This is a genomic window from Gluconobacter sp. P5E10, assembly GCF_018812145.1.
GTDB classification, from domain to species: domain Bacteria; phylum Pseudomonadota; class Alphaproteobacteria; order Acetobacterales; family Acetobacteraceae; genus Gluconobacter; species Gluconobacter cerinus.
On the sequence record NZ_JACRVZ010000002.1, the window covers coordinates 298,865 to 324,802 of the forward strand.

The window sequence follows — 25,938 nt, forward strand, 5'->3', positions numbered from 1 at the left end:
CGTTTTTCCAGCGGCGTCAGCAGCGAAAGATCACGATGAAAATTCTGGTCCCAGTCAAAAGGGTGGTCGATTACAACGTCAAGGTACGTGTAGCGGCCGATGGTAGTGGTGTCGAAACGCAGGGACTGAAAATGTCCTTGAATCCGTTCGATGAAATTGCGGTGGAAGAAGCCATCCGCCTGCGCGAAAAAGGCGTGGCAACCGAAGTGGTCGTGGTGACCATCGGCGTTCAGGCCGCGCAGGATATCCTGCGTACCTCAATGGCGATGGGCGCAGACCGGGCCATTCTGGTCAAAACAGATGATACTCTTGAGCCTCGCGCCGTCGCCAATGCGCTGAAAGCCATTGTCGAGCGTGAACAGCCGGGTCTTGTCTGCATGGGCAAGCAGGCCATTGACGATGACATGAATGCAACGGGCCAGATCCTGGCAGCAAAGCTCGACTGGCCTCAGGGCACGTTCGCCAGCGCAGTGACCGTAGCGGACGGTCGTATTGAAGTCGCTCGTGAGATCGACGGTGGTACGGAAGTTGTCTCCCTGGCGCTTCCCGCCGTGGTGACGGCCGATCTGCGCTTGAACGAGCCACGCTACGCGTCCCTCCCGAACATCATGAAAGCTCGCAAAAAGCCACTTGAAACGCTTGAGGCCGCAGATCTCGGTGTTGATTTGGCCTCCCGCCTGACCATCGTATCCGTCGCCGAGCCAACGGAACGCAAGGAAGGTATCAAGCTGGGCAGTGCGGCCGAACTGGTCGAAAAGCTCAAGACAGAAGCGAAGGTGATCTGATGACCGCTCTTGTTCTGCTCGAAGTCGAGAATGGTGAAGTTCGTCAGGCGTCACGTTCAGCCCTGACAGCCGCCGCACGCTTTGGCGATGTAGACGCCATCGTTTTTGGTGAAGGCGCCAGCGCCGCCGCAGCCCTTCCTGGGGTAAAGCGGGTTCTGTCCGTGCCAGCTCTGGCCACGGATCTGGCGGAGCCTGCCGCCGACCTGCTTGCGTCCATCGCAAAGGACTACAGCCACATCGTGGCGTCTGCCTCTGCAAGCGGAAAGAATATCCTGCCGCGCTTGGCGGGCCTGCTTGACGTACAACCTGTGCCGGATGTTGTGGAGATCAAGGACGCCGAGACGTTCGTGCGTCCCATCTACGCGGGCAATGCACTGGCAACCGTTCGTTCTGCTGACAGCATCAAGGTCCTGACCATTCGCAGTTCCAGCTTTGATCCTGCTCCAAAGGATGGCGGTTCTGCAGCGGTCGAAACACTGGAAGCCCCAGCCAGCGAAAAGTCAGTTTTCGTGAAGGTTGAGTTGTCAGCGTCCGACCGTCCGGAACTGGAATCTGCCCGGGTGGTTATTTCAGGCGGTAAAGGCATGAAGGATGCAGCCAACTTCAAGCTGCTTGAGCCGATCGCTGACAAGCTGAATGCCGCAATTGGTGCGTCCCGTTCGGCGGTGGACTCTGGTTTTGCTCCGAACGAAATGCAGGTCGGGCAGACCGGCAAGATCGTGGCACCAGAACTCTACATCGCCGTCGGACTGTCTGGCGCAATCCAGCATCTGGCTGGCATGAAGGATAGCCGCGTGATCGTGGCCATCAACACAGACCCTGAAGCCCCAATCTTCCGCGTTGCCGATTACGGTATCGTGGGTGACTTGTTTGAAGTGCTTCCGGCACTCGAAAAAGCTCTCTAACACGTCTTTGCAGGTGACCATTATGACAGGTCACCTGCAATTTTCCTGACATAGCCTGTCCAAGGCTTAAGTTGCGGAACGCCTGCCGTATGGCACTCTCCGATCTTGGAGAGACCGCAATGAAACATCTTCAGATTTTCCGAAAACTGCTGCCTGCGCTGCCACCTGTTTTGGGTGTACTATTCATTCATACAGCGCTTGGCGCGGCCTACATCGTTCCATCGGCGTCGATGCAACCGACCTTAAAGATCGGTGACGAAATTATCGTTTCTGCACCTTCTTATGGCCTAAGCACAGCCTCTCTACCCTTCGGCTACGCGTCCGCCCCAATAACGCCAAAACGCATCTTTGGGCATTTGCCACACCGAGGCGACATCGCTGTGTTTCGGGCTCCCGCAAATCTTCATGAAACATGGGTCAAACGCGTCATCGGTCTTCCTGGAGACAGAATTGCCCTGATGGATGGTCGAATTCTCTTGAACGGGAAAATATTGCCTTGGAAAGATAAGGGTCCGGATCAAGAAGAGGACAGTCGCGGGCATACTTACTCCGCTGAGCGTTATGAAGAAACGCTTCCAGACGGAATTCACCATGACATTGTCAAACAGACGACCCATGGACCTCTCGATAACGTCCCCGAATTTACAATCCCGGCAGACAGGTTATTCGTCATGGGAGATAACAGAGACAATTCGGCTGACTCCCGTGTTTCAGTCGCAGAAGGTGGTGTAGGCCTTCTTCCAATCTGGAATCTTCAGGGTCGTGCGATTACCGTTCTGTTCTCTTGGAAAAGTATCAAAAGAATATTGGTTTCCATCTGATTTTTTGCCCCATCCTCTTGCCACGAAAGCAAATTCCCGGTAGGAGAAGCGCCGTCGGCCGGAGTGTAGCTCAGCCTGGTAGAGCACTGTGTTCGGGACGCAGGGGCCGGAGGTTCGAATCCTCTCACTCCGACCAGCCGATAAGCGGATTATCAGAAAAATCTGATCAGAGCGTAGTTACTTGACGCTCTAACCGTGTCCTAATTTCATATACAAAAATCATGGCCCGAACAGTTCTCGGGAGGTTTGCTATGCGTCAACGCCCCGCTGCCCGATTACTGGTTCTGGATCAACAGGATCGCGTCCTTCTCTTCAGGTTTTTTCACTCCTCAGGCGCATTGGCTGGGCGAAGTTATTGGTCCACGCCCGGCGGAAGCCTGAAAGATGGAGAAGATTTTGTTCAGGCGGCAAAACGCGAACTGCACGAAGAAACAGGATTAAACGCGCCCTTTCTCAGCTCTGAAATTGGTCAGAGAACATTCGTCCTGACGCTCGCCAATGGTGAAACTGTTTTAGCTGACGAGCGCTTTTTTGCCCTTCGTGCACCAGAGACCACGCTCTCCTCTTCCGGCTGGACGCCCAACGAAAAGAACGTTCTCAAGGGCCATCACTGGTGGTCTAGACGTGAACTAGAACAGACAACCGAAATCATTTTTCCGGAACGTCTGCTCGATCTCCTGACCACGGCGCTGTCAGGCCACTTCCCCTGATTTCAAAGAGGTTTCAGCCCGACAAAGGGATGCACGGGTTGGCTCGGCTGACATTCCGCTAGAATTTCTGGAACCTGAAGGCTGTGAATATGCGTGTACAAGGCCTGCCGCGCATTGAGAATTTTGCCAGCCTCTTTATCGCGAACATCGCCAGGTTGCCCGAGCAGAGCGCCGGCATATTCGACTTCACGCTGCATCTCCGCATCAGGAAGAGCAGACAATGGCACGAACTGAACAGGCAAACTCAACTGTTGCGTCTTTGAACGGCTGGCATCTGCGGCAATACCAATGACCGGCACAGTTGTCAGCGCAGACACAGAGAATGAACCAGACTGCGTCAGACTACCGTTTAGCTGCATTGTCACTGGCCCGGAAACAAGCGCGACAACCGGGTCCAGAGTGTGTTGCGAACATTGTAGCGCACGCACGTTCACATCAAAGCGATGAGACTGCTCTGCGGACCAGTCCTGAACCTCGGAAACACTGACGACACCAGCTTTAGCCAGATCCTTTTGAACACCGGCCAGGGCTGCACTCACCGAAGTCTGTTCACCAGAACCAAAGACACATCCTGAAAGCATCAACCATAAAGGTAAAAAATATATCGGCTTCATGCTGCGCTCATTTCCACAACAAGGGCCTGTACATCTTCAGATTTTGGCGAAAGACCTTGCACCGTGAGCCAGTTCTGTCTGCTAACGAGCCCATAGGCCTCATCACAAATCTTCAGGAACGTATTCCACGGCATGAAGGTCCGGCTGCCCCACGTATTGAAAAATACACCGTCCGGTGTGTACCCCGTCAGCGCGATAGCATGTCCTCCGACAAAAACGTGGTCCTGCACAGCATCCCAATCCCAATCGGTACCTAAGGGGAGACTCATGAACCCGCGTGGAACCTGCACCCCTGCCAAAACGCCGCCCAGATAGGAAATACCGCGCTTGATGCCGCTCACTGAATGGGAATCAATAATACCGTAAGCTGTCAGATAATCTCGTGTCTGCCCTGGCCGAACAAATCCAGTGCTTTTCCAGTATTGCAGTTGCTCCAGCAAAATCGTGCCATTATCATTTTGACCCGTTACCGGATTAAATCCCGTAACAGCGCCATAGTTCTGAAGAACCTGTTCACTGGAGAGCAATACCAGCCCCTGGGCCACTTTTGTCCAGGTTGCTGTCAAAGCCGCATGAGCTGCAAAAGCACAGCATCCGAACTGATCATTACCCCACATCTGATAGGGCACCCCCTGGGACCAATCCTGGTGCTCTGGAACGTCTGGAACCCGCGCCGTCAAAACGGGCGAAAGCCGATAGGTTCGTACATCATGACGCGGAGGCAACTTGCCCAGTCTACGCTCAATCATTCATCAACACTCCACGAACAGAGAATGAAGAAACCAGAGCGGCATGCCGTATTTGCAGGAAGTTCTTCGTTCTGATCGAAGCAAAGCCAAGGCACATGCCAAAACGCTCCGAAAAAAATGAAAGCCACTCCCGGAGAGGAGTGACTTTCATCAACACCTTATCAAAAAATCTCAGGTCGTTTTAACCTGAGCCTCTGACACTCAGGCTCTGACGTCATACGCCAGAGAGGCCGGCCAGGCAGCTTGGGCAAAAACCTGGGCGTAATCATGGACTTCTGTCAGGAACGTCCGATCACCATCCAGAACCAGACGAACCGTCGGTGCCAGCGTACCGCCAATCCGGTAAGTATCCGGATTTTCCGCATTCTGACCGGCAGCCGGAATGGTATCGATAAAGGACTGAACATAGCCCTCTGCATCCACAAAGTGCGAATACGTCGAATACGGCTGCGAAGACGGATTACCAAGTACAAGCCCTGAGCTATTCAGGGGCTTGTAGGGACCAAAAATACCCTTCTCGGACACAAAGCCATAAACGCCATCAGGTCCCGTGCTCTTGCCCGTGTACGTGGAATGATGGCTGATCGTGAACAGATAGGTCAGACCATCCTTGAACACGAAATGGGGACGTTCGGTCTGATCGTTCACACCAAGAGCCGTTACCAGAGCAGGCATCAGCTCCCATCGGGAATAATCTCCCTTGCGCCAGCCAGAAACACACCGGGCCAGACCGATCGCTGCTGCACCATATTGTGCGCCAGCATCCACCGCATATCCTGGCGGAACCGCACCCATTTCATTCGTGCCGATAACAAACTGACCACGCGCACCCGGGACGTTGCCTTCAAACAGCGTATAGAGCTGGCCATCGCCCGGATTGATGAACGGCTGCGGATCACGGAAATCAAAATATGGATCTTCAGACGCATTGGCGTAATGAACACCATCTGCCTTGAACATTTCCGTGCTTGTGGCAAAGCCGTCGAACCAGACACCTTTATCATCTGCATGAATAGTACCGGAACTGACCGCCGGAACAGAGTTGCCATCAGGCGCACCGACGGACGTGTAGAACATGTCTACCTTGTTCTCGGTGCCCTCACGCATCACCAGAGAACCGGACCATTCCCACGGACGAAGATCGGCAGAGGTCTGGAACAGTCGGCCGCCCCAGGTCCACTCCACACCATCGCGGCTATACCAGTAGCCGATATAAGCGCGGTCATTGCGGGAGTGCCATTCGTCATAAATCTTGGCGTTGGTCTTATCGATCTTGTCCACGGCAAGCGACCACAGGACGAACCAGCCTTTGAACGTCACGGTACGCATGTGCATGTCACGCAGCGCACCGCTGTCCCAGATCATGACGTCATTGGACATAATGGGAAACTGGTAATCGATCACCGGCATGGTCGTCGTCGGATCGTCTGTACGAACCTTCAGCGCATCCGCAATCGTCCAGCGAGAAACAGGATATTTGGTTGGAACAGGACGCGAAAAATTTGCCTGCACCAGAGACTGGGAGGAAATAGCATTCATAATTTTACTGATCCATACTGAATAAGTATTTGAAAAAATTTCTGGCTCTCAGGAAAAAATTCCAAGTAATTCGGGAGCCAGAGTATTTTACGCTTTCGGAGAAGCGTCCTTCTTTACGCTTTCTCCACTCCCAGAAGCTGAAGTCACTTTACCGACCTGCCGCTCAAGACGATTGGCAGCCCAGCCAAAGTTCAACCCCAGAAGGGTAATGACGCGGTAAATTCCGCCGAACCGTGATGTATTTTGTGGAGGCGGCAAGAAAACCGTTATCAGCTTGCAGCCAATAATCAGCAGAGCCACCCAAAGTTCATAGCGGGCCGGAATGTCAGCAAGCAGACCCGAAAGATCAAAACCCGAAATATCCACAGCCTGAAATCCTAATAGGCTCATAAAAAAAGAGGCTGCCCCCTCGTGGAGTCAGCCTCTTATGAAAATCATTTTCTGATATTGATGATTGAGCCATCTGCTTAACGATTAATGGCTCAATGCCACAGTTATATGAAAAACCTGGCCGCAACACAACCCTAAAAACCATCTCTACTCGCCAGAGAGTTGAAACCTTCCCCCCACATACCTAGTTTCGACATTCAGAAAGTCTCTTTCTTCTAAGAGACCGATAAGAGAGACGAAACTTCCATGACACGCTCAATGCGTTCTGCTCTGGCTCTGGCCGCCCTCCTCACCGCTACCCCGGCCCTCGCCGAACCGGGCGGCTGCATCAAGTACGGTGCAGCAGGTGCCGTAGGCGGACATTTGGCCAACCACCATGGTGTTATTGGCGCTGTTGGTGGATGTGCCGCTGGCATGTATCGCCGCCACCTGTATCGCAAGGATCTGCGCGAGAAGGCTGCTCTTTGGGACAAGGAGCATCCGGCAGCCCCGAATACTGGTGGCTGGTGGCAGAGCCACCACGATGCGACGTCCGTGAACCAGAAGGCTCAGTGGTACGACGCAGAACACCCCGAGCCAGGCACAAATGCGCCAGCTCCGCAGGCGCCGCAGCACTAAAAACAAAAAAGGCCCGGCTGGTAACAGCCGGGCCTTTTCCATAAGTATCGAAACAGTCTCAAGCCACTCCAAACCCTCTTAGGGCTGTACGAGACAATGCCTCCAGAAGGTCAACCGACTCGTCTGAATCATTCAGACAGGGCACAAGCGCAAACTCTTCGCCGCCCGCTTCCATGAACTCTTCTCGAAGCTCATTCCCAATTTCATCCAGCGTTTCAATACAGTCCGCCATAAAGCCTGGCATGATAACTGCAATTTTCGTGATGCCCTGCTTCGGGAGAGCACTTACATAAGGGGCCGTATAAGGCTGAATCCATTCAAGCGGCCCGAAGCGCGACTGGAACGTCAGCGGCATCTGCTCTTCAGAAAACCCTAACGCCTGACGCAAGGCAGCGATCGTACGAACACATTCGTCCTGATACGAGTCGCCCTTTTCGATACAGACTTTTGGCAATCCATGAAACGACGCCACAATTCGTTGGGGCTTGAAGGAAAGGCTTTCCAGCGTCTTCAACACCGACGTTTCCAAGGCCCGCACAAACGCAGGATGATCTGGAAAAGACGGAACCGTCAGAACAGCGGGTTGCTTTCTCAGCTTCATCAATGCCCGGAAAAGCTGATCGTTGGCCGTGGCGGTCGTTGCTGAGGAATATTGCGGATAAAGCGGAATACTGACGATACGGTCGCACCCCTGGTCCATCAGGCTTTCAACAGCCTGCGCAACAGATGGGCGGCCATAGCGCATGCCCCACTCAACAGGGACACCGTCTGCTTTTAACCGAAGGCGAAGCTTCTCAGCCTGACGCTGGGTATAGACCCGCAACGGAGAGGCATTCTCCTCCCGATCCCAGATTCGTGCATAGTTTGCACCGCTGGCAAATGGTCGTTTGGTAAGGATGATGCCCTGCAGGATGGGCTGCCAGATCAGCGGCGAACTTTCGATAACGCGCCGATCGGAGAGGAACTCACTCAGGTACCGACGCACCGCCAAATAGCTGGTGTCATCAGGCGTACCGAGATTGAGAAGTAGGATGCCTGTCCGTCCATGAGGCGGAGAGGCATGCTGGGGTTTTTTGAAAAAGAAGGCCATAGTACCCTTCAGTGTGAAACAGGGCTACAAATGGCGAAAGAGAAAAAACACATTAACCGAGGGATGCGCGTCCCTTTCGGGACGCTATCGTCGGCGCTTTACACGTGCATAGGAAAGACTTGGCTGTTCGACCCGGCGGGAAGCATTGTAAAAGATCACCGCCATTACAGCACCGATCGTTCCGATATACGGCATGAAAGTATTCATCAGAGCCATATTTGCCTCCTTGAACCCTCTGGGAAAGTTTTCCGTGGGCTCAATACTGAGAGTGATCATATCGCCGTCGGTATTCAAGAGAAAAATTCATCCAAACGTCAAAAAAATAACCTTCACTGAAAAATATCCTTTTTTATCATAATCCTAAGCCTTGAAGAATCGAGGTGAGCCCTTCTGGAAGGGCAACCCCAGCGCTCCGCCCACGTTCAGATCCTGACCAATCTGATTGATCGGGAAAGGATCTGATACAATGGCAACCCAAGACCCCGTCATCTACGTCGTCGCTGATGGTGAAAAGGCTCGTTTCCTTCGTCTGGAAGGCTCACAGCTCAGAACCATCGAAAACTTCGATATCCATAAGGGCTCAGACGCAGCCAAGGATGTAGGTTCGCTCAAGGCTGCTCATACAAGCCCGAAGGAGCAGCTCAAGACGCACTTTGCGAAAGATCTGGCGGCTCACATCAACAAGGCTGCACAGGACAGCAATGTTGAGGGAATCCTTCTTATAGCCCCGGCACAGTCTCTTCACGACATCCGTGAAAGCCTGGACAAGCAGACATCCAAGAAGCTTTTCAAAAGCCTGACAAAAGATCTTACGAACACCCCGGATCATGAACTGCTGAAGCATCTGGACCGTCCGGAAACGGGCTGGCCGGAACTTGCATCAGTCTAAAATCCGAGCAGATAGGCAGACCGCTCAGCGTGCTGAGCGGCCTGCCACACAAGGCTTTTCCGTCCCAGTCGTCTGTGGCCACGACGAAGGAAGACCACGTACATAACGAACGGCCAGAAGCGCAAAGCACTGGGCCTCAAGTGCGTCTCCGTCCCATCCAAGATCATCGACGGACCCGAGACATCCCAAACGTGAGCGCAAACGCTCCATCAAAACTGGATTGTGGCGTCCCCCTCCAGCGACAAACCACTTAGCGGGTTTGACTGGCATGGGTGTTCGAGCAATCGCTTCAACCGTAAACTCCAGCAGTGTCGCAGCACCGTCTTCAGCAGAAAGCGGTTCAACGGCATGCATGGCAGAAGCGTGAAAGCTCAAACGGTCTAACGACTTTGGCATTTCACGCTGAAAATATGGCACTGCCAGCAAGCTTTCTAAAACAGCTCGGTCTACCTTTCCTTTTCTCGCTAACGCGCCATCGACGTCACACGCAACGCCAGTATGCCGCTCCGCCCAGTCATCCAGGAGAGCATTTCCCGGTCCGGTATCGCACGCCCAGACCAGACGCTGCCCCTCTGTGTTCGGCCCGAGCAAGGTGACATTTGCCACGCCACCAATATTCAGAACAGCGACAGACTGCGTCTCGCTTTCCAAAAGTGCGGCATGCAGAACGGGCACCAACGGCGCGCCCTCACCACCACATTCCAGATCCCGTGCACGGAAATCATAAACAACCGGGACGCCACACTCCGCCTGAAGAAGCGCTCCATCACCAATCTGCCAGCTTCGCCCTTTTTCGGGTTGATGCAGGACTGTTTGCCCATGAAAGCCAATGACATCAGGGCGAATATCTGGAACCAGCTTCATAAGCTCCCGAACAGCATCCACATGCCGTAGCGTTACGTCCCGTTCAGCAGCCAGAATATCCGGATCATCTTCTGCCAGATGTGCAGCATGATCCAGCAAATGGCGCAGCCGAGCCCGCAAAGCAGAGTCGTAGGGAACCGTCACGGCTGGCCCATACTGAGCAATCCGCTCCCCATCTGTCTGCACCAGAGCCGCATCCACCCCATCAAGAGACGTGCCGCTCATGAGACCAATGGCCCACTGCATATTCTCGAAAGACATCAGGTTTTTACCTTCAGAGAGAGGCCAGGACCGTATGCAGATTGCCGTTATGCGCCTGAAGAAGCGTCTCAATCTTCTCGACAGACACCCCCTTTCTCACAAGAACTGCCCGCTTTACATTACCGCCAACCAACCGCAACGCGTCACGAACTTCCTCGTCCGTTCCCCCAGCAAGTTCGAACACCATACGCTCGGCACGCAACTGCAACTTGTCATTGCTAATCCGCATATCGACCATACGCCCGCGATAGACATGCCCAAGGCGCGTCATCAAAGCGGTAGAAAACAGGTTAAGCGCAACCTTCTGGGCCGTCCCTGCTGCCATCCGCGTGGAGCCAGCCAGAACTTCAGCGCCCGTCGGAAGACTGATCCCGATTTCAGCACTGCGTAGAAGACGTGAATGCGCGTTTCCACTTACCCCAATTGTCAAAGCCCCGACCTCACGCCCGGCTTCAACAACAGCACAGGTGTAAGGCGTATTGCCACTCGCCGCGACACCAATGACCACGTCATTCGTCGTGGGCCCATATGCTCCAAGATCAACGCGCGCCTGATCTTCTCTGTCTTCTGCACCTTCGACAGCCTGCGTCCCTGCACCGGCGCCACCAGCCAGTAGCAAAACCAGCCGCTCAGGGGGCAGTCCAAACGTTGGTGTCAGTTCCACCCCGTCCTGAACCCCAATACGACCAGACGTTCCAGCCCCAGCATAAATCAACCGACCGCCAGCCTGAAGACGGGGCACACTCGCCTCAACTGCGGCTTCAATGGACGGGAGTGCTTCTTCGACCCGCTCTAAGGCCTCTTTCTGAGAGTCCAACAGCCGTCCCAGAAGCGAATTCAAAGGCAGAAGTTCAATAGTCTGATTGGCTTCAAGAACCGTTTCTGTGCGGGGAACAGTCACGAATGACCCTTTTCATCTCGACATAAAAAACGCGTCTGAAAGTTTCCCTTCAGACGCGCCAGAACTTCAGAAAACTCCCTTATTCCTTTACAGGAAACAAGGCTCCGTTCTTCAAAAGATCCTGTTCAACCAGACTTTCCGCAATCTGCACGGCATTCAGTGCTGCACCCTTGCGAAGATTGTCCGAGACACACCAGAGTGCCAGACCATTCTCGACTGTCGGATCAATGCGCAGGCGAGACACATACGTTGCATCCTCCCCGACACATTCAATCGGCGTCACATAGCCGCCGTCTTCGCGTACATCGCGCAGAATGACGCCAGGAGCCTTGCGCAGAGCCTCACGAGCTTTCTTCAGGTCAATCGGCTTCTCGCACTCAATGCTGATCGCTTCGGAGTGGCCGATGAAAACCGGAACACGGACACAGGTCGCCAGAACCTGAATGTCGGGATCCAGAATCTTGCGGKTTTCAACCGCCATTTTCCACTCTTCCTTGGTCGCTCCATCTTCCATGAAACGATCAATGTGCGGAATGACGTTAAACGCGATCTGCTTGGTAAACTGAGCCACCGTCGGTGGGTCGTTCACGAAGGTGCCCTTGGTCTGCCCAAACAGTTCGTCCATTCCGTCTTTGCCCGCACCGGAAACGGCCTGATAGGTCGAGACGACAATCCGCTTGATCTTGAACAGATCATGCAGTGGCTTCAGCGCGACAAGCATCTGCGCCGTTGAGCAGTTCGGGTTGGCAATGATGCCACGACGCGCCTTTTTCAGCGCAGACGCATTCACCTCTGGCACCACCAGAGGAATACCAGGCTCCATACGGAAATGGGACGTGTTGTCGATCACGACACAACCCGCAGCGGCAGCCTTCGGCGCATAAATCGCCGATACTTCTCCGCCCGGCGAAAACAGCGCCAGATCCCATCCCTTGAAATCAAACGTCTCAAGGTTCTGAACCTTCAGCACTGCCTTGTCGCCAAAGGAAATTTCCCGCCCGACAGAGCGCGGCGACGCAAGTGCCACGACCTCGTCCACAGGGAAATTACGTTCTGCCAAAATCCGCAGCAGCTCGCGCCCCACCGCTCCCGTGGCGCCCGCAACCGCAACCCGATAACCCATGATGTTTTCCGTTCCCTTGTAAAAAATCAGCCTACGAAAGGCAGGCGCTTGACCAGCGCCGAAAGACGATGCCGCCCCAGTTCGTACCGAGCCTTCCGGCCCGTTGCCATATAATTGAGCTGGATCGCATACCGCGTTCCGACAAACTGCCGATGCCCGTGCCACGTTGTCGGACCATTAGGGAACACCAGCAGCGTTCCCTCCGCCGGCGTGACTTCCACGTCATAGTCCTCGACATCATCCGGGCCATTCAACAGGCGCAAACATCCGTCCCGCGAAGACCAGTCTTCGCCTCGCGGGTTAAGATACAGCAACACGGTAACCAGCTTGGCTTCGGAATCCCGGTGAATGCGCCCGTCTTTTTCACGCGTCCGACCACGAACCGTCAGCATGGTCGGTGCATCCGCCAGGTCAAGGCCAAACTTCTCCGCGATCAGGTCCTTGAGCAGAGGCCCCTGCAATTCCTCGATCATGCTGTTCACACGAGGGGTGAGCTCCAGTGCCTCCGGCGGAAAAGATCCGCCGGACTGCATGTCCGGCAGATCAGCCACAATGGACTGAAGATCATCATTGCTGATGAAATGCGGCACAACCACATGCGGGAAAGGCTTCTCCGCAATCGGCGTATGCGCCAGAGCATCATAATCGAGAGAAATGTTGGACATAGTGGTCGAGGCTAGCCCTGCCCCAACGACCCGGCAAGACCTATTCCACACACGTCAACACCAACTCTCACGAAAGAAACTTACCCGCGAAGTGGCTTCTGCGCCTTTGAAACGCGGCTGGTTGACAGATAGCGGACATATCCAGCCCCGAGCCGGTTAGCGCCGCCCGTGCAAACCTGCGGCTGACGCGGTTCTTTCACGTTCGGAACCCAGACCGTATGCAACAGGCGCGGATTGATCCGACAAACAATTAACCGCCGGTCCACACCAGACATCCCTGCATCTTCAGCAAGTCTCATCCGTACGGACAGCATACCACTTTCCAGACCCTGAGCCGAAGCATCCGGAGTCATAAGGGTCGTGACAGTCAAAAATAGACAGACAAGCAGAGCACGCATGAGCTGAACTCCTCGACATGTCCTTCGCAATTTCCAGAAACTGCCAGAAGGCACTGCCTGTATGACGCTGCGTGCCGCTCAAAAGTTGCGGCAATTTTATGGCAAACTTCGCTCTACCTTAAAACATGATGCCTCAAACCTCTCCTTCAGGCAGACGTTGAAGCCACCAAAAGATCAGGTTTCCCATTTTTCAGGAATGCTCTCATGAATACAGCGCGACTTGTCCTTCCGGAACTCCTTCCGACCCTAAGCCAGTTTCCTGCCACTGACCTGACACCAGAAACACTTCCGGATCTGAGAAACGCCCTTGAGAACCGCGCCGCGCAAGCATTTCAGAAAGCTGAAGATTTTCAGGTTACTGTTGAACAACGTCACATCCCTGCAACCCCTGAGGGCGACAGAACCATCCGCCTTCTGACCGTTCAACCTAAAGAGACAAGCTCTACACCCCGTCCGGTTTTGCTGCACTTCCATGGTGGAGGTCACTGCGCTGGACGCCCCGAACAGAACACTGCCGAGCTCTGCCGCTTCGCCCAGGATCTGAACTGCCTTGTCATCTCCCCGGATTACCGCCTCACGCCAGAAACACCTTTCCCAGGTGGCATTGAAGATGCCTACGCGACACTCTGCTGGATTCATGACAACGCTGACGCCCTGAATATCCGCCGCGATCAGATCGCCGTTACTGGAGAAAGCGCAGGCGGCAATCTTGCGGCGGCTGTCTGCCTGCTGGCCAGAGACCGCAATGGGCCAGCCATTCTCTTTCAGAACCTGATTTATCCGATGCTGGATGACCGGACGATCGACAACGAGGCAAACCCTTCTCCCGTCGCGGGCGAATTCGTCTGGACGCGCGCCAGTAACACTTACGCCTGGGGAATTCTTCTCGCACCCTCCCTGCCCGGCGCTGACGATATTTCTCCCTATGCCGCGCCCTCCCGCGCCAGCGATCTTTCTGGGCTGCCCCCTGTCATTATGACAATCGGCTCATTGGATCTGTTTCTCGAAGAAGACCTGCTCTACGCCCAGCGACTGATCCGAAGCGGGGTCTCCGTGGAACTGGAGATCGTCCCCGGGGCTTTCCATGCCTTTGATGTGACAGAAACTCCTGTGGCAAAACGTACCCTCGACAGACGAATCACTTCCATGAAGCGGTTCTTCACCCCATCTAGAGACTGACACGGAATGCATTATCCAAATGCGTTCCCCCACCTGCTCTGATGGGCTAGAGTTCGCGCCCCTGTGACTGGAGACTGATTTTTCATGGGCGATCACCGCGACGACCGCGATGCCATCAACGGCGCAAACACTGTCTATCTGGCCGAGCTTCATGCCCGCTGGCAGACCGATCCTGCGTCCGTAGACCCAGCTTTCGCCGCCCTGTTCGAAACCCTCGGTGCTGAACGTCCGACGACTGACACGTCGGACAGTAGCGCTGAGGCCCTGAAAAACGCCTATCGTCTGCGCGGCCACGCTCTCGCACGCCTGGATCCACTCGGTCTCGCACCAACACCGCACATTCCTGAGCTTAGCCCACCCGACGCAGACCGTGATCTTCTTGCTCGCCTGCGCCGCGCCTATTCGGGCACCCTAAGTGCCGAATTCATGCACATTCAGGACCCGCAGCAGAGACAATGGTGGATTGACCGGCTTGAGACATCATCCTCGACGCCAGCAATGGAGCCGGAGCGCATTCTTCTGGCCCTGACCCGTGCAGAGGGTTTTGAAGGGTTTTGTCAAAAGCGCTTCATGGGAATGCGCCGCTTTGGTCTGGAAGGTGGAGAGAGCGTTATTGTCGCCCTTCGGACCCTAATCGATGCCGCTGCACGCGATGGCGCAAAGTCTGTATCGCTGGGCATGCCACATCGCGGCCGACTGAACGTTATGGCCAATATCCTGCGGAAGCCCTTTGCGGCAATCTTCAGTGAATTTGCTGGTGCCTCCTTCAAGCCAGATGACATCCAAGGGTCTGGGGACGTCAAATACCATCTCGGCACCGCCACCACGATGGAACACGCAGGCCACACCTTGCGTATTTCCCTCCTGCCAAACCCGTCTCACCTTGAAGCCGTGGACCCTGTTGTTCTCGGTCGCGTCCGGGCTGATCAGGATCGTGAAAAAGACAAGAACCGCGATCGCCATCTTGGTATTCTTGTCCATGGAGACGCTGCGTTCGCCGGGCAGGGCGTTGTTTATGAAACGCTGGGCCTTTCCAAGCTTGAAGGCTACCGCACCGGCGGAACCGTGCACGTCATCATCAACAATCAGATCGGCTTCACGACCGTTCAATCCGACGCTCATTCCGGTGTCTATAATACGGACATCGCCAAATCCGTTCAGGCCCCCATCCTGCACGTCAATGGCGATGACCCGGACGCTGTCGCGCGGGCAGCCCTGCTGGCACATGAATGGCGCCGCGATTTTCACGCAGACGTCGTACTGGATGTCGTCTGCTACCGTCGCCATGGCCACAATGAAACCGACGAACCCGCCTTCACCCAGCCTGCCATGGTCCATGCCATCCAGTCCCGCCCCACGACGCGTCGCCTCTATGCCGATACCCTGATCCGTAAAGGCATTCTGACGTCGGATCAGGTTGAGGAAATGTGGCAGCACTTCCAAAGAAGACTGGAAGAGCAATTCGCAGCCTCCGAGCATTACCGGCCAAACGCAACTGACTGGCTGGACGGACCGCAGGATTCCACCCGCCTCCAGGATGAACCCGAACGCATCCAACCCATGACCGGCGTTCCGATGGAACGTCTGCGCATGATCGGAGAGGCCATCGGCACTATTCCAGAAGGCCTGAACGTTCACCCCCGCCTTGCACGGCAGATTATCGCCCGCGGTAAGGGCGTCGCGGACGGTGGCCCTCTCGATTGGGCAACAGCCGAAGCCCTTGCGTTTGGCACCCTATCAATGGACGGGCATCCTGTGCGCCTGTCAGGTCAGGATAGCCGACGCGGCACCTTCAGCCAGCGTCATGCTGTGCTGTTTGATCAGGAAACGGGACGGGAAGAAACGCTCCTCGCCCATATCGCCCCCCATCAGGCCCCACTGCACCTCTGGAATTCCCCCCTCTCCGAGTTCGGGGTGCTAGGCTTCGAATACGGCTATTCCCTCGGTGACCCGGACACACTGGTACTCTGGGAAGCCCAGTTTGGAGACTTCGCCAACGGCGCACAGGTCATTCTGGATCAGTTCATCGCCTCAGGGGAAACCAAGTGGCTTCGCACATCCAGCCTGACGCTCCTTCTCCCTCATGGGTATGAAGGTGGCGGGCCTGAACATTCATCCGCGCGACCAGAGCGCATTCTTCAGTTGTGTGCAGAAAACAATCTGCGCGTCTGCAACATCACAAGCCCGGCCAATTATTTCCATGCTCTGCGCCGCCAGATTGCGCGCCGCTGCCGCAAGCCGCTGATCATCTTCACGCCCAAGTCTTTGCTTCGCCATAAGGAAGCCGTTTCTGCGCTTGCTGAGATGGGGCCGCACACGCGTTTCCAGCCAGTCCTGGCAGACCCGCAAACCATTACCAACCCCAGAAAAATTATCCTGTGTTCCGGTAAGGTCTTCTATGACCTGACTGCCGAGCGGGCGCGGAAGTCCTGCGCGGACGTGGCCATCATCCGGCTGGAGCAGCTCTATCCGTTCCCTCATCACGCCTTGATCCAGCAACTGGAGCTTTATCCGGATGCTGAACAGATTGTCTGGTGCCAGGAAGAGCCCCAGAATAATGGTGCCTGGATTTTTGTTGATCGTCGGATCGAGCGCGCTCTTCGGGAGTGCGGTCACAAGGTACAGCGCCCTGATTATGTGGGCCGTGAAAGTGCTGCCTCTCCTGCAACCGGTCTTCCTGGTGCACATGCGGCGCAGCAGGAAAAACTGGTGCAGGACGCGCTGGCCTGACGCTCAGGCCAGCAAACGCTTCTCAGGTTGGGCCACCTTGATATCCATAACTGCTCCGACCTGAACCCGTATTACCGAACCCATCTCCCCGATATTGGCGTGAACCCTGTCCACCATAATCCGGCCCGCAAGCAGCCAGAGCCACCAGAAGTGCCAGAGCCAGACCAACTTTTACCCGCATCGCCCTATTCCTTGTTTCGTTCGAGCTCACCAACGGAAATCTCAGTAAATCAACCGTCAGTCTTCAGTTCGCAGAGCCAGTATTGACGAGAAAGACCATATCCTTCGCGCGGGTCAGGGCTACATAACAAAGCTGCTGGGTCTCAAGAGGGTTTCCTCCTGCCCGACGTCGGATGTCACCCAGATCCACAAAAACATTCCGGAACGTACTGCCCTGAGACGTATGCACCGTCATGGCATAAATGGCCTGCAAATTAAGCAGCGCACTCTGAAACGCAAACCGCTGCTGCCAGCGTTTGCGCTCCTGTTTGGCTTCCTGAACCAGCCGACGGTCCACACTCTGAAGATCCCGCGGATCCTGCACCAGATGCGCGGTAATTTCTTCTCCTGCCAGCGTAAGCACAGTCAGTTCCCACGCTGGTAAATCCGTTGTCCATGCCGCCAGAGATCCACAGGCTTCAAAACGGTACGACAAACGAGACGCCTGAATATCCATGACCAGAACTTCTTCATTGGTCGCAATCTGCTGTCGGCTCTTGTCTTCGTTCTGTCGACTAAAAGGCGCGCGCGAGACGGCACGTTCCCCCGGCATAAAGGGACGATCAATCGTCTCCCCATACCGCCATTGTCGAACCATCTGGTTCACTTGATGAACCCGATCATTTGTCCAGCACAGGTAACGAAAGCTATCATTGTCTGCGTCAAATGCATCAGACGTGAAGGCCTTGCGCACCCAGTTTTCAACATCTTTGGGGACGAATAAGCCGGAGGAGCCTTTCCGGGCATCCTGAACCCAGCTCCAGTCCACACCGCCACCCTGACTCTGCCTGATGATCGTAGCAGCCTCCAGAATGGGATTACCCGCCGCCTGCCGAACCACTGTCTCAAGATGCGATGTCGACGGGACAGAAAAAGACGGCGAAGCGTCTTCCCCCACCGGCGGAAGCTGCGCTGGATCCCCCACAAACAGCACGAAGCAGTATTTGAGCAAATCCCGGATCCACCCCATCAGCTCACGCGAAATCATGGAACACTCATCCACAATCACCACGCCATCCGGAATGGTTTGCGGGCGCTTCGCGCGTACAAGAGTGGTTTTACCACCCTGAGAATACGGCTGAAGGCTCAAATGGCTCTGGATGGTCCGGCACTCGACGGTCTTGTCCACCTTGCTTCGCAGTACAGCCGTTGCTTTGTGTGTCGGAGCCGTAATCACGGTCACAACATTCAAACGAAGGAAATGCCTGGCCACTTCCTGCATCAGGGTCGTCTTACCGCTCCCGGCATACCCCGTTAGTAAATGTGTAGGCCGCTTTTCAGCATGCGCCTTGATGATTTCATCGAGAGCCGTTTTCTGAGAAGGAGTGAGCGCAACCATGGTGTCTCCTTCTCACAATCTCGTCCCCTTCTCCACCAAAAGGACAAATGGACCAGGAAAAAAGCAGCACGGGCGCAAACTGATGACATAGAGCGAGGTGTAGTTTGGGTCTGACTGCCTCCTCTCCTCTCCGCCCCCCCAAAAAACAGTACGTCCTAACCAAGACGTGCCGATCGCTATTTTTGGGGAATAAATTATACCCTCAAATCAAACCGAGAATTCGCTGTGTATCGGGATCAACCGGAATCCCTGTCTCGGCACGCTTTCGAGCTTCCTGCCACTCCCGGTCACCCGGCGCCATGACTGGATTATGCGAATTAACGGACGGACCATTTCTTAAAAGATCGAGATAAGAGCCCATTGCAAGATCATAGGCCGCTTTGCCGATAAACCTTGCTGGATCTATGGCGATTGCAAAGTGACCAACGTTCTGTCGCTTCCGGTCGCTCTGCTCTTCATCAGTGCCCACCATAACCGGGTCCAGTGCCGCACCCGTCAGAACGCCTGCCAGTATGGTAACAAGCCCAGCCAGTGCAGCTCCCTTGAAACCAAACTCTTCCCCACCAAGCGGCTGAAGAAACGCAGCTGACTGTGCATCCCGTGTGGGTAGTCCGTCATCACTCGCAGCCACACCTGATGGTAACGACAAGCCAAGGGAGCGATAGAGCTTAACGCGGTTGAATGGAATTGAAGACGTCGCAATGTCCATAAGCCACGGATCAGAACCACTGGTCGGAGCAGCCATCGCAATAGGGTTTGTTCCGTGAAATGGCCTGGCGCCCCCGAACAGGGAAACGGCTGCGTCAGAGTTACTCATGATCAAACCGATCATTCCCTGCCTCGCAGCCTCAACGACATATGCACCAGCTGCTCCGAAATGCGAGGAATGATGCACTCCAACCGCGCCAATTCCAGCGCCCCGAGCTAACGACACAGCTTCATCCATGGCGCGATAGGCCGCAGAATGAGCCAGGCCGCCATCAGCATTCAATTGCCCAGTTGCCGGCCCGGTTCTGGTGAAGACAGGAACAGGCAGGGAATTCACACCACCAGACCGTAGAAGCCGCACATAATGTCCCACCAGCCGAACACCATGACTGTCGACCCCGATACGAGACGCATGAAGCAAAGCCCGGGTCGTGGCTTCGGCGTCTGCATCCTGAGCTCCGGCTTCCACCAGACACGCGTGAACACGCTCAGACAGCAACGCTTCCGGATAATACAAAAGCTTTGTCATGCTGCTCATGACGGAAGCTCCATTTTCGCACGGGGAGCCAGAATATGTCGGGCCCGCTCACGATCCAGCGCCCCAGTCCAGGCCGCCATAACAACAGGAGCAACACAGTTTCCTGCAAGGTTACCAACAGCCCGGGCAATTCCGATAAACCAGTCTACTGCCAGAAGCAGCACAAGACTGGAGAGCGGAATGGAAGGAGCAGCAGCCAACGTGGCAGCCAGAACGACGATCGCAATCCCCGGAACCCCATGAGCCCCTTTGGACGTAATCAGTGCCGTCGCCAACATGGAGAGCATTTGCGTCAGCGTCAGAGGCGTACCAGTCACATCGGCCAGAAACACAATGGCAAAGCCGAGATAGATCGATAGTGCATCTAGATTGAGCGAATATCCGGCAGGAACGACCAAGCCGACCACCTGCCTGGAAACGCCCATGGCTTCGAGCTTTGCCATGATGCTTGGCAGAACTGAATCAGAGCTGGTCGTCGCCGTGACAATAAGGATCTCTTCACGGAAATAACGGGCAAAGCGCCACGGATGAACACCGCACGCCAAAAGGCAGCCACCCAAAAGCACAACGATGAAAACTGCAATAGCTGCGAAATAGAGCACAACGAACGACGCAAGCCGACCGATAGCATCCAGTCCGTACTCTGCTACCGTCGTCGCAACAGCCCCGAAAACTCCTAGCGGTGCCAGAGCGATAATCAGGCGCATCATTCTTGAAAAAAGCGTCGAGAGACTTTCGATCAGACGTGTAACAGGTGCGCCAGCGTCCCCAATCCGGCTCAGGCAACATCCTGTCAGAATGGCGAAAAACAGGATCTGGAGAATGTTCCCTTCGGCGAAAGCCGCAACCGGAGACCGTGGAACAAGACTCAGGATGAACCCGGTAAAACCCTGCCCGTGCAGAAGGTGAGCATTCGCAGCGTAGGATGCCACGATATGGGCATCCTCAGGGCTGGGTGTAAAAGTCAGTCCTTGTCCGGGCCGGATAAGTATTGCTGCCCCAACCGACAGCAGCAGGACGAGCGTGGTCATACCCTCGAAATAAATCAGGGACCGAAACCCCAGTCGTCCCACAGCACCTAGCGATCCCGCACCCGTAATACCCGTCACGACAATACAGAACAGCAGCGGACCAACCGCCATCAGAATCAGACGAAGGAACAGATCGGTGAGCCATCGGAATTGCCCTGCAACATGCGGGGCGAACAGACCAACCAGAATCCCGATCAGAGTTGCAATCACAACCTGAGAGAAAATCCCTGGACGAAACCTGCGTTTCGCATCCTTCGAAAGGCTCGTATTGCTCGTCATCCAGACCTTCTTCCCGTCGTTCCTTCAGGAAACCTGACGCCGGCTAGAGGTTCTGCGCTCCGGCTCAGGTCCTGATGATTCGTTCAGTACGTTACGTTCATTTTTGCGCCTACAAAACGTGGCAGACCCGGCATGACACCATAGAAAGTGGCTTGCGTCCCGCCAGAAAGCCAGTAACGGCGATCAGCAAGATTTTGCCCATAAACCGATACAGACCAATGCTGTTTCGGTGCCGCAAACGTCAGGAACGAGTTCACAAGGAAATAGGCCGGAGCACGGTAGATCCCGCCATCTCCAATATGCTGCGGCTGCGTCTGTGCGCCACGATAATTATAATCGACGTCAAAAGTCATTTTGTAGTCATGGAACATGGACCAGGTGTAGGTCGCCGCTCCCGAAAGAGTCAGATTGGCCAGCCCCATGTTGTAGCCATTATAGTTCGTATTCACAGGCGACCAGACACCCGTTGAGGCAAACTGGGCAGTTGTGGCACTGCGATTCAGGCTCTGGAACTGGGAGTAAGAGCCGTTCTGGTATCCAAAATTCTGTGTCAGCACGAGCCCATGAAACGGATGTGCTTCCATATCGAACTCAGCGCCATAAATGTTGGAACGCGGCGCATTCACGTAACCACCCAGTACACCATACGGTGGCACAAGGATCGTCCCGAGCAGCTGCTGGTCCCGATAATCATAATAGAAACCGGCTGCATTGAAGCGCAGACGCCGGTTGAACAGCATCGTTTTGAAACCACCCTCATACGTCAGAACCTGCTCGGCCTTGAACGGCTTTAGCTGGCTGGCCTGCTGGGTGATGTTGGCCGAAAACCCTCCTGGCTTGAAGCCACGCGAGAACATGACGTAGCCCATCACGCTGGGATTGAACTGGTATTGTGCCCCGACACGTCCAGCGAACTGATTTGTCAGTGCCCCTGAATTGCCGAAGTTCTGCACATGCGTTCTGGCACCCGTATTCAGATCGTAATCAGCACTGACAACATTCAGCATCTGCCGGTCGTCCGACTCATGGCTGATCGCCCCGATCAGGGTCAGCTTCGGCAGAATGCGATATGAAAGCTGAACATACTGATTGAAGTTCTGCTGATTCTGACGATAGGACGTCTCATTCAGGGGCGTCGTCCCAGGGCGGTCAGATGAATCATACCAGAAATTCTGTGCCATCCGTGCACGGCTGTAATACATGCCGACTTCCCAGTGGAAGCGAGCATGCGGATCACGAGATTCCAGCTTAACTTCCTGAGAGAAGACATTCGTCTGGTTATTGCGGAACATATTGCCATAGGACGCAACCGAGTTCGTCTGGTTGGTCAGTTCATGCTCGTCAACGGCTTCAAAAGCGCTCAGCGTCCATAACCGGCCCCAGCTGAAGTCCTTCGTATAGCGGACATTCGCTCCCCAGAAGATATTGTCTTCCCTTGGCTTCTGATTAGCTCCGTTGATACCGATAATTTTCGCAAACCGCGGATCAAGTCCCCATTCGGTCTGCATGATATCCGACGTCACAGGAACGCCGTAGCTGTTATAGAAATTATGCCCCGAAGACGTCTCGGACTGGTCAGTCGTCCAGTGCCCACCAATGTCCAGCGTCGATGTAGCGTCGATTTTCCAGCGCAGCTTGCCGCGAAGCGCTCCGATATTGGAGTTGCCGTACCCTTCGCCCTGCGAATTGTGCTGGAAGCCGCCCCCCGTCATGGACTGCCCTGCCAAACGGAACGAAACCGACTTGGAAATTGGCCCGGAGACAAACCCCTCGACCCGATTGCGACCATAGCTGGCAATGTCTTCCGTCAGGCCCGCATGAAACTCAGGGGTAGGATCACCCGTGTGGAAATTAATCTCACCACCGGTGGTGGACTGTCCATGCGTGAAACCGGACGCACCAGGTGCGACAGAAATGTCATCCATGTCAAACAGCATACCCGAAGTCATAATACTCACCGGATAGGCCACACCATCGACATACGGCATGACAGACGGGGTGTTGTTTTGGGTGAAATCCATCAGCCCGACACCGCGCAATGCAAAGTTCAGCGCAGAGCTTCCAAAAGACGGCTGAATAGTCAGATTTGGCGCAACACGAACAATGTCTGTCAACTGACGAACGTTGCGGTTCTGAAGCTCCTGACGGGACAGTACCGTTTCAGAATGCGCCTCGTGCTGACCTGCGCCAGTCACACCGCGCCGGGCATTAACGTGAACGACCTCATTACTCGCCGCGGAAGCATCAACTGTACGATGCCGTACTGCTCCAGCCCCATGCTTAGCGATCGGATGCAAGCTCCGCTTCGCTGCCACTACAGCAGCATCCGCACTGCCTGCACAGGACAGAAGAGCTGTGGACAGGAGCGTTACGCGCAACGAGAGAGCAAAACGGGAGCGGCAGGGCGAAACAAGGGACATCGGGCATTTCCAGATCGGCGATGTGAAGCAGTCAGGATGTGTCGCAATTCACCATGTCGGCGAATCTTGTATACCAGATAGAATACAAACCGTTCTTGTTCCACATTAAAAATGATCGAAGCCGGAATATTCCTTTTTCGGATCTTCTGTTGTGCTTGTTCCCTCAAAAAAGGAGGCGCATAAAAGCTGCCATGGAAGACCGGAAAAAATCGATGCAGCCAGCCAGCAGCAACGTCATCGAGAACAGAATCATACAGGCCGTTCTTTCTGAAGAGATTTCACCAGGAGAGCGGCTGGGAGAAAAAGACCTGGGCGAGATCTTCGGGGTCTCGCGAACACTGGTGCGAGAAGCAATGATGCGCCTCAGTAGCCGAGGCATTGTGGCAGTCTCACCGAGAAGAGGCTGGTTCGTTATTGAACCTACCGTCGAAGAAGCCCGGGAAACAATCGAAGCACGCCGATCCGTTGAAATCGGCCTTCTCATGACTCAGAAAAATATTAATGCAGAGATGATCAAGCAGCTCGAAACGCATGTCCTGGAGCAGCAGCGTGCCATCGATGAGAATGACCTGGGTCGTCGGAGCTACCTTCTAGGCCACTTCCACGTTCACCTTGCCGCAGCGCTTGGGAATTCTATTCTGGCCAATATTCTTGAAGAACTGACAACCCGGATCGTGCTGATCGCCACCTTGTATCAATCCAAGGCAGACGCGCAGCAATCCTGCGACAACCACCGTCGACTTGTAAGCGCACTCCGCAAAAACAAGGTAAAAGATGCTGTAAAGATCATGGATGCCCATCTGACGCATCTTGATAAAGCACTTAGCATCCGGAAAAAAATGAAACCACGTTCTGCGGACCAACTCCGTGGCAAAGCGTCTTTCGTCCCATAAGGCTGGCAGCACATATCGGCTTGGGACGAAATCATTAGCTTGAAAGCGTTGCTTGCTAATGGCGCAGGGCTAAGGGAGCCCATCATCGAATATGCCTCGCCCTAGGCGAAGTTTTCCAAACATATTTGATCTAAAAGGAAAATGGTGAACCGGCTGGGACTCGAACCCAGGACCATTCGATTAAAAGTCGAATGCTCTACCAACTGAGCTACCGGTTCATCCGAGCGGATGGCTACCCCACAACCACTATGGAGGTCAACCTCCAGCAGCCGGAAAACAGCACTAGAATTTTTTTGGTTATGTTATAACGTATTAAATACTACCGACTCAGAGCCTGAAAAAGCCCCCGTATGCGCTCCAAAAATAACAACCTGACCAATCACTCCGCCTTAAACGATCGCACTGTACGGCATGAAATCTGGCAACGCTTTGAGGGGAACGAGTGGGATGCATTCGACCAGCTTCCAGCATCCATTCGCAGACGCCTGAACGAACACGTCTATGATGCCTGGTCCGTCAACGCCTTGATCCTGTGGAAGCACTACAAGCGCATTTACGGCCGCACTCCGCGTGCCGAGCGAGCCTTGATCAAATATCTGGATTATTGTGAACGCCTCGAACGCGAGGCCTTTTCCGAGCGCTACACCGCTCAATGCGGCTCGCCCTACCCTCATGATGCCGCAGGAGTGACAGTCCTGCGCACACCAGAGAACAAGCAGCAAGCTGCCTGAGCGTCCCGTAAGACACTCAGAACAGCCCAAACAGCTTCAGGCTTCTACATAAGCCTTAACGATGGTGTCTGGATCCTTGACGACGCCTGACGAGCCAGCGCCACGCTTGATCTGATCGACATACTCCATGCCTTCAACAACCTTGCCAGCGATCGTGTACTGACCGTTCAGGGACGGCACATCCTGGAACATGATGAAGAACTGGCTGTTTGCAGAGTGCGGAGCCATCGTACGGGCCATGCCAAGTGTGCCACGCTCGAACTTTGCCTTGTCCGTGAACTCGGCCTTCAGGTCCGGGTAGCTGCTACCGCTGGTGCCTGTGCCAGTCGGATCGCCGCCCTGCGCCATGAAGCCTTCGATCACACGGTGGAACTTCACACCGTCATAAAAACCTTCGCTCGCCAGAAGCTTCAGACGCTCCACAGCCAGCGGCGCCAGATCAGGGCGCAGCTCAATGACGACCTTGCCGTTCTTGAGTTCGAAAACCAGCTTGTTGCCGTCGGGTACTGCGGTCTCAGACATCTTGGAACCTTCCAGAAATCAATGAAG

General features: G+C 54.7%; 27 protein-coding genes and 2 tRNA genes. 12 read left to right on the plus strand and 17 right to left on the minus strand.

The window, feature by feature from the left end:
- Positions 1 to 35 precede the first annotated feature (35 nt).
- The 5 genes from KP707_RS05380 to KP707_RS05400 all read left to right on the plus strand — a co-directional run bounded on the left by KP707_RS05380 (position 36) and on the right by KP707_RS05400 (position 3,221).
- Positions 36 to 785, plus strand: coding sequence for an electron transfer flavoprotein subunit beta/FixA family protein (locus KP707_RS05380; protein ID WP_211502387.1), 750 nt, complete (start codon positions 36 to 38; stop codon positions 783 to 785).
- A complete protein-coding gene (locus KP707_RS05385; RefSeq protein ID WP_211502388.1) occupies positions 785 to 1,690 on the plus strand; it encodes an electron transfer flavoprotein subunit alpha/FixB family protein in 906 nt (301 codons plus the stop codon). The genes KP707_RS05380 and KP707_RS05385 overlap by 1 nt, the downstream gene beginning before the upstream one ends.
- A 119-nt stretch (positions 1,691 to 1,809) precedes the next feature.
- Positions 1,810 to 2,511, plus strand: a complete 702-nt coding sequence (gene lepB / locus KP707_RS05390; protein ID WP_211506629.1) for a signal peptidase I — start codon at positions 1,810 to 1,812, stop codon at positions 2,509 to 2,511.
- A 59-nt stretch (positions 2,512 to 2,570) separates the two neighbouring features.
- Positions 2,571 to 2,647, plus strand: a tRNA-Pro gene (locus tag KP707_RS05395).
- A 115-nt stretch (positions 2,648 to 2,762) separates the two neighbouring features.
- On the plus strand, positions 2,763 to 3,221 hold the full coding sequence (locus KP707_RS05400) for an NUDIX hydrolase (protein ID WP_211500428.1): 459 nt from the start codon (positions 2,763 to 2,765) through the stop codon (positions 3,219 to 3,221).
- 2 nt (positions 3,222 to 3,223) lie between these two features.
- On the opposite strand, the gene KP707_RS05405 is transcribed toward KP707_RS05400, so the two are convergent.
- From KP707_RS05405 to KP707_RS05420, 4 genes are all read right to left on the minus strand, one after another.
- Positions 3,224 to 3,760 carry a hypothetical protein gene (locus KP707_RS05405; RefSeq protein ID WP_373687777.1) on the minus strand — a complete coding sequence of 179 codons (537 nt, stop codon included), beginning with the start codon at positions 3,758 to 3,760 and terminating at the stop codon, positions 3,224 to 3,226.
- Positions 3,761 to 3,831: 71 nt separating this feature from the next.
- Positions 3,832 to 4,584 carry a hypothetical protein gene (locus KP707_RS05410; RefSeq protein ID WP_211500426.1) on the minus strand — a complete coding sequence of 251 codons (753 nt, stop codon included), beginning with the start codon at positions 4,582 to 4,584 and terminating at the stop codon, positions 3,832 to 3,834.
- A 201-nt stretch (positions 4,585 to 4,785) separates the two neighbouring features.
- On the minus strand, positions 4,786 to 6,123 hold the full coding sequence (locus tag KP707_RS05415) for a glycoside hydrolase family 68 protein (RefSeq protein WP_249202803.1): 1,338 nt from the start codon (positions 6,121 to 6,123) through the stop codon (positions 4,786 to 4,788).
- An 87-nt stretch (positions 6,124 to 6,210) separates the two neighbouring features.
- A complete protein-coding gene (locus KP707_RS05420) occupies positions 6,211 to 6,513 on the minus strand; it encodes a hypothetical protein (protein ID WP_046900561.1) in 303 nt (100 codons plus the stop codon).
- Positions 6,514 to 6,759: 246 nt separating this feature from the next.
- Between KP707_RS05420 and KP707_RS05425 the strand changes: the two genes are divergently transcribed.
- A complete protein-coding gene (locus tag KP707_RS05425; protein WP_046900560.1) occupies positions 6,760 to 7,131 on the plus strand; it encodes a hypothetical protein in 372 nt (123 codons plus the stop codon).
- Positions 7,132 to 7,189: 58 nt separating this feature from the next.
- Here KP707_RS05425 and hemH read toward each other — a convergent pair whose 3' ends face one another.
- Complete coding sequence (gene hemH, locus KP707_RS05430) at positions 7,190 to 8,221, minus strand: ferrochelatase (protein WP_211502390.1); 1,032 nt, start codon at positions 8,219 to 8,221, stop codon at positions 7,190 to 7,192.
- Here hemH and KP707_RS05435 point away from each other — a divergent pair.
- The gene (locus tag KP707_RS05435; protein WP_211502391.1) at positions 8,192 to 8,557 is read left to right on the plus strand and encodes a hypothetical protein; all 366 of its coding nucleotides are present in this window, start codon (positions 8,192 to 8,194) and stop codon (positions 8,555 to 8,557) included. The genes hemH and KP707_RS05435 overlap by 30 nt on opposite strands.
- 130 nt (positions 8,558 to 8,687) lie before the next feature.
- Positions 8,688 to 9,110, plus strand: coding sequence for a host attachment protein (locus KP707_RS05440; RefSeq protein WP_086633560.1), 423 nt, complete (start codon positions 8,688 to 8,690; stop codon positions 9,108 to 9,110).
- Positions 9,111 to 9,134: 24 nt separating this feature from the next.
- Here KP707_RS05440 and KP707_RS05445 read toward each other — a convergent pair whose 3' ends face one another.
- The 5 genes from KP707_RS05445 to KP707_RS05465 all read right to left on the minus strand — a co-directional run bounded on the left by KP707_RS05445 (position 9,135) and on the right by KP707_RS05465 (position 13,322).
- On the minus strand, positions 9,135 to 10,235 hold the full coding sequence (locus KP707_RS05445) for an anhydro-N-acetylmuramic acid kinase (protein WP_373687778.1): 1,101 nt from the start codon (positions 10,233 to 10,235) through the stop codon (positions 9,135 to 9,137).
- A gap of 13 nt (positions 10,236 to 10,248) precedes the next feature.
- Positions 10,249 to 11,136: an N-acetylmuramic acid 6-phosphate etherase gene (locus tag KP707_RS05450; RefSeq protein WP_211502392.1), complete on the minus strand. Its 888-nt coding sequence runs from the start codon at positions 11,134 to 11,136 to the stop codon at positions 10,249 to 10,251.
- 79 nt (positions 11,137 to 11,215) lie between these two features.
- Positions 11,216 to 12,259, minus strand: coding sequence for an aspartate-semialdehyde dehydrogenase (locus KP707_RS05455; protein ID WP_215769405.1), 1,044 nt, complete (start codon positions 12,257 to 12,259; stop codon positions 11,216 to 11,218).
- Positions 12,260 to 12,285: 26 nt separating this feature from the next.
- Positions 12,286 to 12,924 (minus strand): 2OG-Fe(II) oxygenase, encoded by a 639-nt coding sequence (locus KP707_RS05460; protein ID WP_086633562.1) that lies wholly within the window; start codon positions 12,922 to 12,924, stop codon positions 12,286 to 12,288.
- Positions 12,925 to 13,004: 80 nt separating this feature from the next.
- The gene (locus KP707_RS05465; protein ID WP_249202804.1) at positions 13,005 to 13,322 is read right to left on the minus strand and encodes a hypothetical protein; all 318 of its coding nucleotides are present in this window, start codon (positions 13,320 to 13,322) and stop codon (positions 13,005 to 13,007) included.
- A 204-nt stretch (positions 13,323 to 13,526) separates the two neighbouring features.
- On the opposite strand from KP707_RS05465, the gene KP707_RS05470 reads away from it, so the two are divergent.
- Both KP707_RS05470 and KP707_RS05475 read left to right on the plus strand, forming a co-directional pair.
- Positions 13,527 to 14,501, plus strand: a complete 975-nt coding sequence (locus KP707_RS05470; protein WP_211502393.1) for an alpha/beta hydrolase — start codon at positions 13,527 to 13,529, stop codon at positions 14,499 to 14,501.
- A gap of 84 nt (positions 14,502 to 14,585) precedes the next feature.
- Positions 14,586 to 17,231 (plus strand): 2-oxoglutarate dehydrogenase E1 component, encoded by a 2,646-nt coding sequence (locus tag KP707_RS05475; protein ID WP_211502394.1) that lies wholly within the window; start codon positions 14,586 to 14,588, stop codon positions 17,229 to 17,231.
- 22 nt (positions 17,232 to 17,253) lie between these two features.
- Here KP707_RS05475 and KP707_RS05480 read toward each other — a convergent pair whose 3' ends face one another.
- The 5 genes from KP707_RS05480 to KP707_RS05500 form a co-directional block, all read right to left on the minus strand.
- The gene (locus KP707_RS05480) at positions 17,254 to 17,412 is read right to left on the minus strand and encodes a hypothetical protein (protein ID WP_167386119.1); all 159 of its coding nucleotides are present in this window, start codon (positions 17,410 to 17,412) and stop codon (positions 17,254 to 17,256) included.
- A gap of 63 nt (positions 17,413 to 17,475) precedes the next feature.
- Entirely contained in the window at positions 17,476 to 18,789 is a 1,314-nt protein-coding gene (locus KP707_RS05485; protein WP_211502395.1) for an ATP-dependent RecD-like DNA helicase, read from the minus strand.
- Between the two features lie 202 nt (positions 18,790 to 18,991).
- A complete protein-coding gene (locus tag KP707_RS05490; protein ID WP_211502396.1) occupies positions 18,992 to 20,035 on the minus strand; it encodes an Ldh family oxidoreductase in 1,044 nt (347 codons plus the stop codon).
- Positions 20,032 to 21,345: a cation:dicarboxylate symporter family transporter gene (locus KP707_RS05495; RefSeq protein WP_211502397.1), complete on the minus strand. Its 1,314-nt coding sequence runs from the start codon at positions 21,343 to 21,345 to the stop codon at positions 20,032 to 20,034. The genes KP707_RS05490 and KP707_RS05495 overlap by 4 nt, the downstream gene beginning before the upstream one ends.
- Before the next feature lie 83 nt (positions 21,346 to 21,428).
- Positions 21,429 to 23,765, minus strand: coding sequence for a TonB-dependent receptor (locus KP707_RS05500; RefSeq protein WP_211502398.1), 2,337 nt, complete (start codon positions 23,763 to 23,765; stop codon positions 21,429 to 21,431).
- Positions 23,766 to 23,803: 38 nt separating this feature from the next.
- Between KP707_RS05500 and KP707_RS05505 the strand changes: the two genes are divergently transcribed.
- Positions 23,804 to 24,658 (plus strand): GntR family transcriptional regulator, encoded by an 855-nt coding sequence (locus KP707_RS05505; RefSeq protein ID WP_373687779.1) that lies wholly within the window; start codon positions 23,804 to 23,806, stop codon positions 24,656 to 24,658.
- A 142-nt stretch (positions 24,659 to 24,800) separates the two neighbouring features.
- Here KP707_RS05505 and KP707_RS05510 read toward each other — a convergent pair.
- Positions 24,801 to 24,876, minus strand: a tRNA-Lys gene (locus KP707_RS05510).
- A 132-nt stretch (positions 24,877 to 25,008) separates the two neighbouring features.
- On the opposite strand from KP707_RS05510, the gene KP707_RS05515 reads away from it, so the two are divergent.
- A complete protein-coding gene (locus KP707_RS05515; RefSeq protein ID WP_064275282.1) occupies positions 25,009 to 25,389 on the plus strand; it encodes a DUF6525 family protein in 381 nt (126 codons plus the stop codon).
- A gap of 36 nt (positions 25,390 to 25,425) precedes the next feature.
- On the opposite strand, the gene KP707_RS05520 is transcribed toward KP707_RS05515, so the two are convergent.
- Positions 25,426 to 25,911 (minus strand): peptidylprolyl isomerase, encoded by a 486-nt coding sequence (locus KP707_RS05520; protein WP_086634607.1) that lies wholly within the window; start codon positions 25,909 to 25,911, stop codon positions 25,426 to 25,428.
- Positions 25,912 to 25,938 lie beyond the last annotated feature (27 nt).